Below are 7,630 nucleotides of genomic sequence, written 5' to 3' on the forward strand. Positions count from 1 at the left end.
GAGGGTTTGCGGCCGGTGCCGGCGGGTGTGGTCGGTGAGTTGTACGTGGCCGGGTCCGGGCTCGCGCGGGGTTACGTGAACCGTCCGGATCTGACCGCCGAGCGGTTCGTTGCCTGTCCGTTCGGTGCGCCTGGCGAGCGGATGTATCGCACGGGTGACTTGGTGCGGTGGCGTGTGGATGGTGTGCTGGAGTACGTGGGGCGGGCCGACGACCAGGTCAAGATCCGTGGCTTCCGCATCGAACCCGACGAGATCGCCGCCGTCCTCGCCGGTCACGACTCCGTCGCCCAGGCCGCGGCCGTGGCACGCGAAGATCGCCTGGTGGGCTATGTGATCCTGTCCAGGCCGGTCGACCCGGCGGAGCTCCGCCGGTACGCGGCCGGGCTGCTGCCGCCCCACATGCTCCCGGCAGCCGTCGTCCCTCTGGACGCGCTGCCGTTGACCCCGAACGGCAAGCTGGACCGGCGTGCTCTGCCCGAGCCGGAGTTCACTGGGTCGGTGGAGGGGCGTGAGGCGCGTACTCCGCAGGAAGTGGCGATGGCGGGGTTGTTCGCCGAGGTCCTCGGTGTCGAGCGGGTATCGGTCGACGACGGTTTCTTCGAGCTCGGTGGTCACTCGCTGCTGGCGACGCGCTTGGTGAGCCGGGTCCGCTCGGTGCTCGGGGCGGAGCTGAAGATCCGTGACCTGTTCGAGGCGCCGACGGTGGCTGGGCTGGTGGAGCGGCTGGGCGCCGCCGGTGGCGCGCGTGCGGCGCTGGTGCGGCGTACACGCCCGGAGACGCTGCCGTTGTCGTCGGCGCAGCACCGGCTGTGGTTCCTGGAGCGCTTCGAACAGCAGCCCACGTACAACGCGCCGCTGGCCTTCCGGCTGCGCGGCCGGATCGACACGGCTGCTCTGCGCGCCGCGCTGAACGATGTCGTCGCCCGGCACGAGTCGCTGCGTACGGTGTTCCCCGAAGTGGACGGCGAGCCCCGACAGGTGATCCTGGGCGTCGAGAACGCCCAGGTCGGCTTCTCCATCGCGGAGTGCCTGGAGAATGCGCTCGCGCAGGAGCTGTCCCTCGCGATGCGCGCCCGGTTCGACCTGGAGACGGACCTGCCGATCAGGGCACGGCTCTTCACGGTGGGGGCGGAGGAGTCCGTCCTTCTGCTGACCCTGCACCACATCGCGAGCGACGGCTGGTCCGAACGGCCACTGCTCACGGACCTCGCCACGGCCTACCGGGCCCGGTGCGCGGGCGAGGCGCCGGAGTGGGACGCGCCGTTGCCGGTGCAGTACGCGGACTACACGCTGTGGCAGCGCGAGCTCCTGGACTCGGCACTCGGCGAGCAACTGGGTTACTGGAGCCGGAAGTTGAGCGACGTGCCCCAGGAATTGGCACTGCCTGCGGACCGTCCGCGGCCTGCTGTGCCGAGTCACGAGGGCGGCCTTGTCGAGTTCGCTCTGGGTGCTGAATTGCACGGGGAGTTGGAGGCGCTGGCGCGGCGGCACGGTGTGACGCTGTTCATGGTGTTGCAGGCGGGTCTTGCGGCGTTGCTGTCCCGTATGGGTGGCGGTTCGGATATTCCGCTGGGCACGGTGGTGGCGGGCCGTACGGACGAGGCCCTGGACGACCTGGTGGGCTTCTTCGTGAACACGCTGGTGTTGCGGACGGATGTGTCGGGTGATCCTGCGTTCGGTGAGTTGCTGGGGCGGGTCCGGGAGACGGATCTGGCGGCGTTCGCGCATCAGGACGTGCCGTTCGAGCGGCTGGTCGAGACCATCAACCCGGACCGCTCCGGTGCGCGGCATCCGCTGTTCCAGGTGATGCTCGTCCTCCAGAACAACGCCGAGAGCCGATTCGAGCTGCCGGGGTTGACCGTAGAGGAAGAATCGGTTGGATCCATCCCGGCGAAATTCGACCTGAATTTCACCTTCGAGGAAAAGCAGGACGGGACGGGTCGCCCGGCGGGCCTTCACGGCTCGCTGCTTTTCGCCGCTGACCTCTTCGATCAGGCGACGGCGGAGTCTCTGGCTACGCGTCTGGGGCGGTTGCTTGCCGGTGTTGCTTCCGATCCGGGGGTGTCGATCGGTTCGGTGGAGCTGCTGGACGCGGATGAGCGTGCGCGGATGGTCGTGGAGTGGAATGACACGGATCGTGTGGCGCCGGGTGTGCTGGACCGTTGTGTGCATGAGGTCTTCGAGGAGCAGGTGCTCCGGGCCCCCGATGCGACGGCGTTGATATTCGGTGATGTGCGGGTGAGCTACGGCGAGCTGGATGCGCGGGCGGATGCGCTGGCGGTGCGGTTGCCGGTTTCGGGTGGTGGTGTGGTCGGTGTCCTTCTCGAACGTGGGGTGGACATGGTGGTGGCGTTGTTGGCGGTGTTGAAGTCGGGTGCCGGTTATACGCTGCTGGATCCTGATTTTCCGGCGGAGCGGCTGGCGGCGGTGGTGGCCGAGGCCGGGGTGCGGACGGTGGTGACGCGTACCGCGCTGAGTGGCAACGTGCGTTCCTCTGGTGTTTTGACGGTGTGTGTCGATGCGTTGCCGGAGGCGATACGGGATGGCGCCCCTGTTGATGTCAGCGCGAGTGATGTGGCGTGTGTGATGTTCACGTCGGGGTCGACGGGTCGGCCGAAGGGTGTGGCGACGTCGCATCGTGCGTTGCTGGGGACGTATCTGGGCCAGGATTATGGCGAGTTCGGTCCTGGAGAGGTGTTTTTGCAGTGTTCGCCGGTGTCGTGGGACGGATTCGCACTGGAGTTGTTCGGTGCGTTGTTGCATGGTGCGGTGTGTGTGCTGCAGCCGGGGCAGAGTCCTGAGCCTGCGGTGATCGAGCGGCTGGTGGCAGAGCATGGCGTGACGATGCTTCAGCTGTCGGCGAGCCTGTTCAATCACCTGGTGGATGAGTTCCCCGCTGCTTTCGATGGCGTGCGGGTGGCATTCACCGGTGGTGAGGTGGGTTCCGTCGCACACGTGGTGAAGGTGCTGGAGCTTTTCCCCGGCCTGCGTGTGGGGAATGGTTACGGCCCGGTCGAGAGCATGGGTTTCACCACCTGTCACGCGGTGGAATCGGCGGACCTCACGCGGTCCCATCTGCCGGTTGGTCGTCCGGTCGGTAACAAGCGGGTGTATGTCCTGGATGAGGGTCTGCGTCCGGTGCCGGTGGGTGTGGTGGGTGAGCTGTATGTGGCGGGTGCGGGTCTGGCCCAGGGTTACATCAGCCGCCCCGCTCTGACTGCTGAGCGTTTTGTGGCGTGCCCGTTCGGTGTCGTCGGTGGGCGGATGTATCGCACGGGTGATCTGGCCCGGTGGCGTGCGGATGGCGTGCTGGAGTATGTGGGCCGGGGTGACGATCAGGTCAAGGTCCGTGGTTTCCGTGTCGAGCCAGGTGAGATCGCGGCGGTCCTGACCGCCCATGGTGCGGTGGTGCAGGCCGCGGTTGTCGTTCGCGAGGGCCGTCTGGTGGCGTATGTCGTGGCGAGTGCCCCGGTCGAGGGGGCTGATCTTCGTCGTTACGTGGCCGGGCTGCTGCCCCGTCACATGGTGCCCGCCGCCGTGGTGCCCCTGGACGCCCTGCCGCTGACGCCGAACGGCAAGCTCGATCACCGGGCCCTGCCCGCTCCCGACGTGCTGCCGGCCGCTGACAGCCGTGGTCCTCGGACGCTGCAGGAGGAGATCCTGTGCGGGGTGTTCGCCGAGATCCTGGCCGTGCCGTCCGTCGGGATCGACGACGACTTCTTCTCCCTCGGCGGGCACTCGCTCCTCGCCACGCGACTGATCAGCCGCGTCCGTGCCGCCCTCGGTGTCGAGCTGGGCATTCGGGACCTCTTCGACGCGCCCACCGTCGCCCTGCTGGCCGAGCGGCTGGGTGCCGCGGGTACAGCACGTGCGGCGCTCACGCGGCGCGAGCGGCCCGACGTCCTGCCGCTGTCGTCGGCGCAGCACCGGCTGTGGTTCCTGGAGCGCTTCGAGAAGCAGGCGACCTACAACGTCCCCTTCGCCTTCCGGTTGCGTGGACAGGTCGACACGGCCGCCTTGCGGCTGGCGGTCACCGACATCGTCGCCCGTCACGAGACGCTGCGGACCCGCTTCCCGGCCGTCGAGGGCGAGCCCCGGCAGCTCGTACTGGATATGCGCGACGTCGACATCGACTTCACCGTTGTCGAATGTTCCGAGCATGAGCTGGCCGAGCGCCTTGCCGAGGCTGCCTACACCCCGTTCGATCTGGAGGACGCCTTCCCCGTCCGGGTGACGCTCTTCACCCTCGGTGCCGACGAGTCCGTGTTCCTCCTGGCTCTGCATCACATCGCGAGCGACGGGTGGTCGGAGCGGCCGCTGCTCGCGGATCTGGCCACGGCGTACGCGGCCCGGTGTGCGGGTGGGGAGCCGGTGTGGGAGCCGTTGCCGGTGCAGTACGCGGACTACACGCTCTGGCAGCGCGAGCTGCTCGCCGATGTCCTCGACGACCAGCTCGCCCACTGGCGCCAGGCGCTCGACGCGTCCCCCCAGGCGCTCGCTCTGCCCATCGACCGTGCGCGCCCGGAGGTACCCAGCCACGAAGGGGAGCTGGTCGAGTTCGTCCTGGGTGCCGAGTTGCACGGGAAGTTGGAGGCGTTGGCGCGGCAGCACGGGGTGACGCTGTTCATGGTGCTCCAGGCCGGACTCGCGGCCCTGCTGTCCCGGCTCGGCGCGGGGCCCGATATCCCTCTCGGCACGGTCGTGGCGGGCCGGTCCGACGAAGCGCTCGACGATCTCGTGGGCTTCTTCGTCAACACGCTTGTCCTGCGGACGGATGTGTCCGGCGATCCGGCCTTCGGCGAGCTCCTGGCCCGCGTACGCGCCACCGACCTGGCCGCCTTCGCGCATCAGGACGTGCCGTTCGAGCGGCTGGTCGAGGAGATCAATCCGGTGCGTTCCGGGGCGCTGCACCCGCTGTTCCAGGTCACGGTCGTCCTGCAGAACACGGCGGAAGGGCAGCTGGAGCTGGCCGGGCTCGGCACGGAGGTGGAGCCGCTGGGCTCGGTCCCCGCGAAGTTCGACCTCGACTTCACGTTCGTGGAGGAGCGCGACGGCACGGGTCGTCCCGTGGGTGTCCAGGGCTCCGTCCTGTTCGCCACCGACCTCTTCGACCGTACGACCGTGGTGTCCCTCGCGGACCGTCTGGCGCGGCTGCTGGAGCAGGTCGGTGACGACTCCGGGGTGTCCGTCGGGGCGCTCGCCCTGTTCGACTCGTCGGCCGAGGAGCGGGAGTTCCTGGCCCGTACCGAGCGTGCGCGGGCCGGTCTCGCGGCGGCCGTCGGCGCGCAGGACGTCGTGGCTGTCGGCCGCGCCCCGCGTTCGGCGCGCGAGGAGATCCTCTGCGGGCTGTTCGCCGAGATCCTGGACGTTCCCACGGTCGGGGTGGACGACAATTTCTTCGCCCTGGGCGGACACTCGCTGTTGGCGACGCGACTGATCAGCCGGGTGCGGGCGGTGCTGGGCGAGGAACTCGGCATCCGTGACCTGTTCCGCAACCCGACCGTGGCGGGTGTCGCGAAGTGCCTCGCCGGCGGGGGGACGACCCGTATCCCGCTGCGAGCGGCGGAGCGGCGCCCCGAGGTGCTGCCGCTGTCGTCGGCGCAGCACCGGCTGTGGTTCCTGGAGCGCTTCGAGCAGCAGCCCACCTACAACGCGCCCTTTGTCTTCCGCCTGCGCGGCCGTGTCGACGGCGAGGCGCTGGGAGCCGCCGTACGCGATGTGGTGGTCCGGCACGAGGCCCTGCGGACCGTATTCCCGGCGGTGGAGGGGGAACCCCGGCAGATAATTCTCGATGCCGCTGCCGTACCGCTCGAATTCACTGTCGTGGAATGCGCGGAGCGGGAAGTGGCGGACCGGCTGGCGGCCGCGGTGTCGGCCCCTTTCGACCTGGAGAACGAACTCCCGATCCGGGGAACGCTGTTCACGATCGGCGCGGCGGAGTCCGTTCTCGTCCTGACTCTCCACCACATCGCGAGCGACGGCTGGTCGGCGCGTCCACTGCTGGGCGACCTGGCACAGGCGTACCAGGCCAGGCGGGTGGGCGAGGCGCCGGTGTGGGACGCGCCGTTGCCGGTGCAGTACGCGGACTACACGCTGTGGCAGCGCGAGCTCTTCGAGGAGGTCCTGGGGGAGCAACTGGACTACTGGGGCCGGACGCTGAGCGGCGTACCGCAGGAGCTGGCTCTGCCCGTCGATCGCCCTCGTCCGGCCGTGGCGAGCCATGACGGCGACCTGGTCGAATTCGCCCTGGGCAAGGAATTGCACACTCGGCTGGACGAACTGGCCAGACAGCATGGTGTGACGTTGTTCATGGTGCTGCAGGCGGGTCTTGCGGCGTTGCTGTCCCGTATGGGTGGTGGTTCGGATATTCCGCTGGGCACGGTGGTGGCGGGCCGGTCGGACGAGGCGTTGGATGATCTGGTCGGTTTCTTCGTGAACACGCTGGTGTTGCGGACGGATGTGTCCGGCGATCCGGCCTTCGGCGAGCTCCTGGCCCGCGTACGTGAGACGGATCTGGCGGCGTTCGCGCATCAGGACGTGCCGTTCGAGCGGCTGGTCGAGGCCATCAACCCGGACCGCTCGGGTGGACTGCACCCCCTGTTCCAGGTGATGCTCGTCCTCCAGAACAACGACGAGGGCAGCTTCGAGCTTCCGGGGCTGACGACGGTCGAGGAGGAGTCCGCCGGCTCGGCCCTGGCGAAATTCGACCTGCATTTCACATTCGTGGAGGAACGGGACGGGTCCGGTCTCCCCATGGGCATCCAGGGCTCCGTCCTCTTCGCCACCGATCTCTTCGACCGGACCACAGCCCAGTCGATGGCGCACCGCCTGCACAGCCTTCTCGACGGCCTCTCGGGCGATCCCCAGGCTCCCATCAGCTCCACGGAACTGAGCACAGCCGAGGAGCGGAACCTGATTCTCTCCGCGTGGAATGACACGGATCGTGTGGCGCCGGGTGTGCTGGACCGTTGTGTGCATGAGGTCTTCGAGGAGCAGGCGTTCCGGGCCCCTGATGCGACGGCGTTGATATTCGGTGATGTGCGGGTGAGCTACGGCGAGCTGGATGCGCGGGCGGATGCGCTGGCGGTGCGGTTGCCGGTGTCGGGTGGTGTGGTGGGTGTTCACCTGGAGCGTGGGGTGGACATGGTGGTGGCGTTGCTGGCGGTGTTGAAGTCGGGTGCCGGTTATACGCTGCTGGATCCTGATTTCCCGGCGGAGCGGCTGGCGGCGGTGGTGGCCGAGGCCGGGGTGCGGACAGTCGTGACGCGCACTGCCCTGAGCGGGGCTGTCGCGTCGCTTGATGTCGCGGCGGTGTGCGTCGACTCGCTCCCGGATGACGTGCGGAGTATTTCCGCAGCCGGCCGTAATGCCCATGACGTGGCGTGTGTGATGTTCACGTCGGGGTCGACGGGTCGGCCGAAGGGTGTGGCGACGTCGCATCGTGCGTTGCTGGGGACGTATCTGGGCCAGGATTATGGTGGGTTCGGTCCTGGTGAGGTGTTCTTGCAGTGTTCGCCGGTGTCGTGGGACGGTTTTGCGCTGGAGTTGTTCGGTGCGTTGTTGCATGGTGCGGTGTGTGTGTTGCAGCCGGGGCAGAGTCCTGAGCCTGCGGTGATCGAGCGGCTGGTGG

1 protein-coding gene is annotated in these 7,630 nt (G+C 68.4%); it reads left to right on the top strand.

Annotated features, from left to right (window positions below):
- Positions 1-7,630: non-ribosomal peptide synthetase (locus K6I34_RS26860; RefSeq protein WP_275127157.1), on the top strand; the 7,630-nt coding region annotated here is incomplete at both ends.

The sequence above is a fragment of the Streptomyces sp. UNOC14_S4 genome (genome assembly GCF_020740835.1).
Lineage (GTDB): Bacteria > Actinomycetota > Actinomycetes > Streptomycetales > Streptomycetaceae > Streptomyces.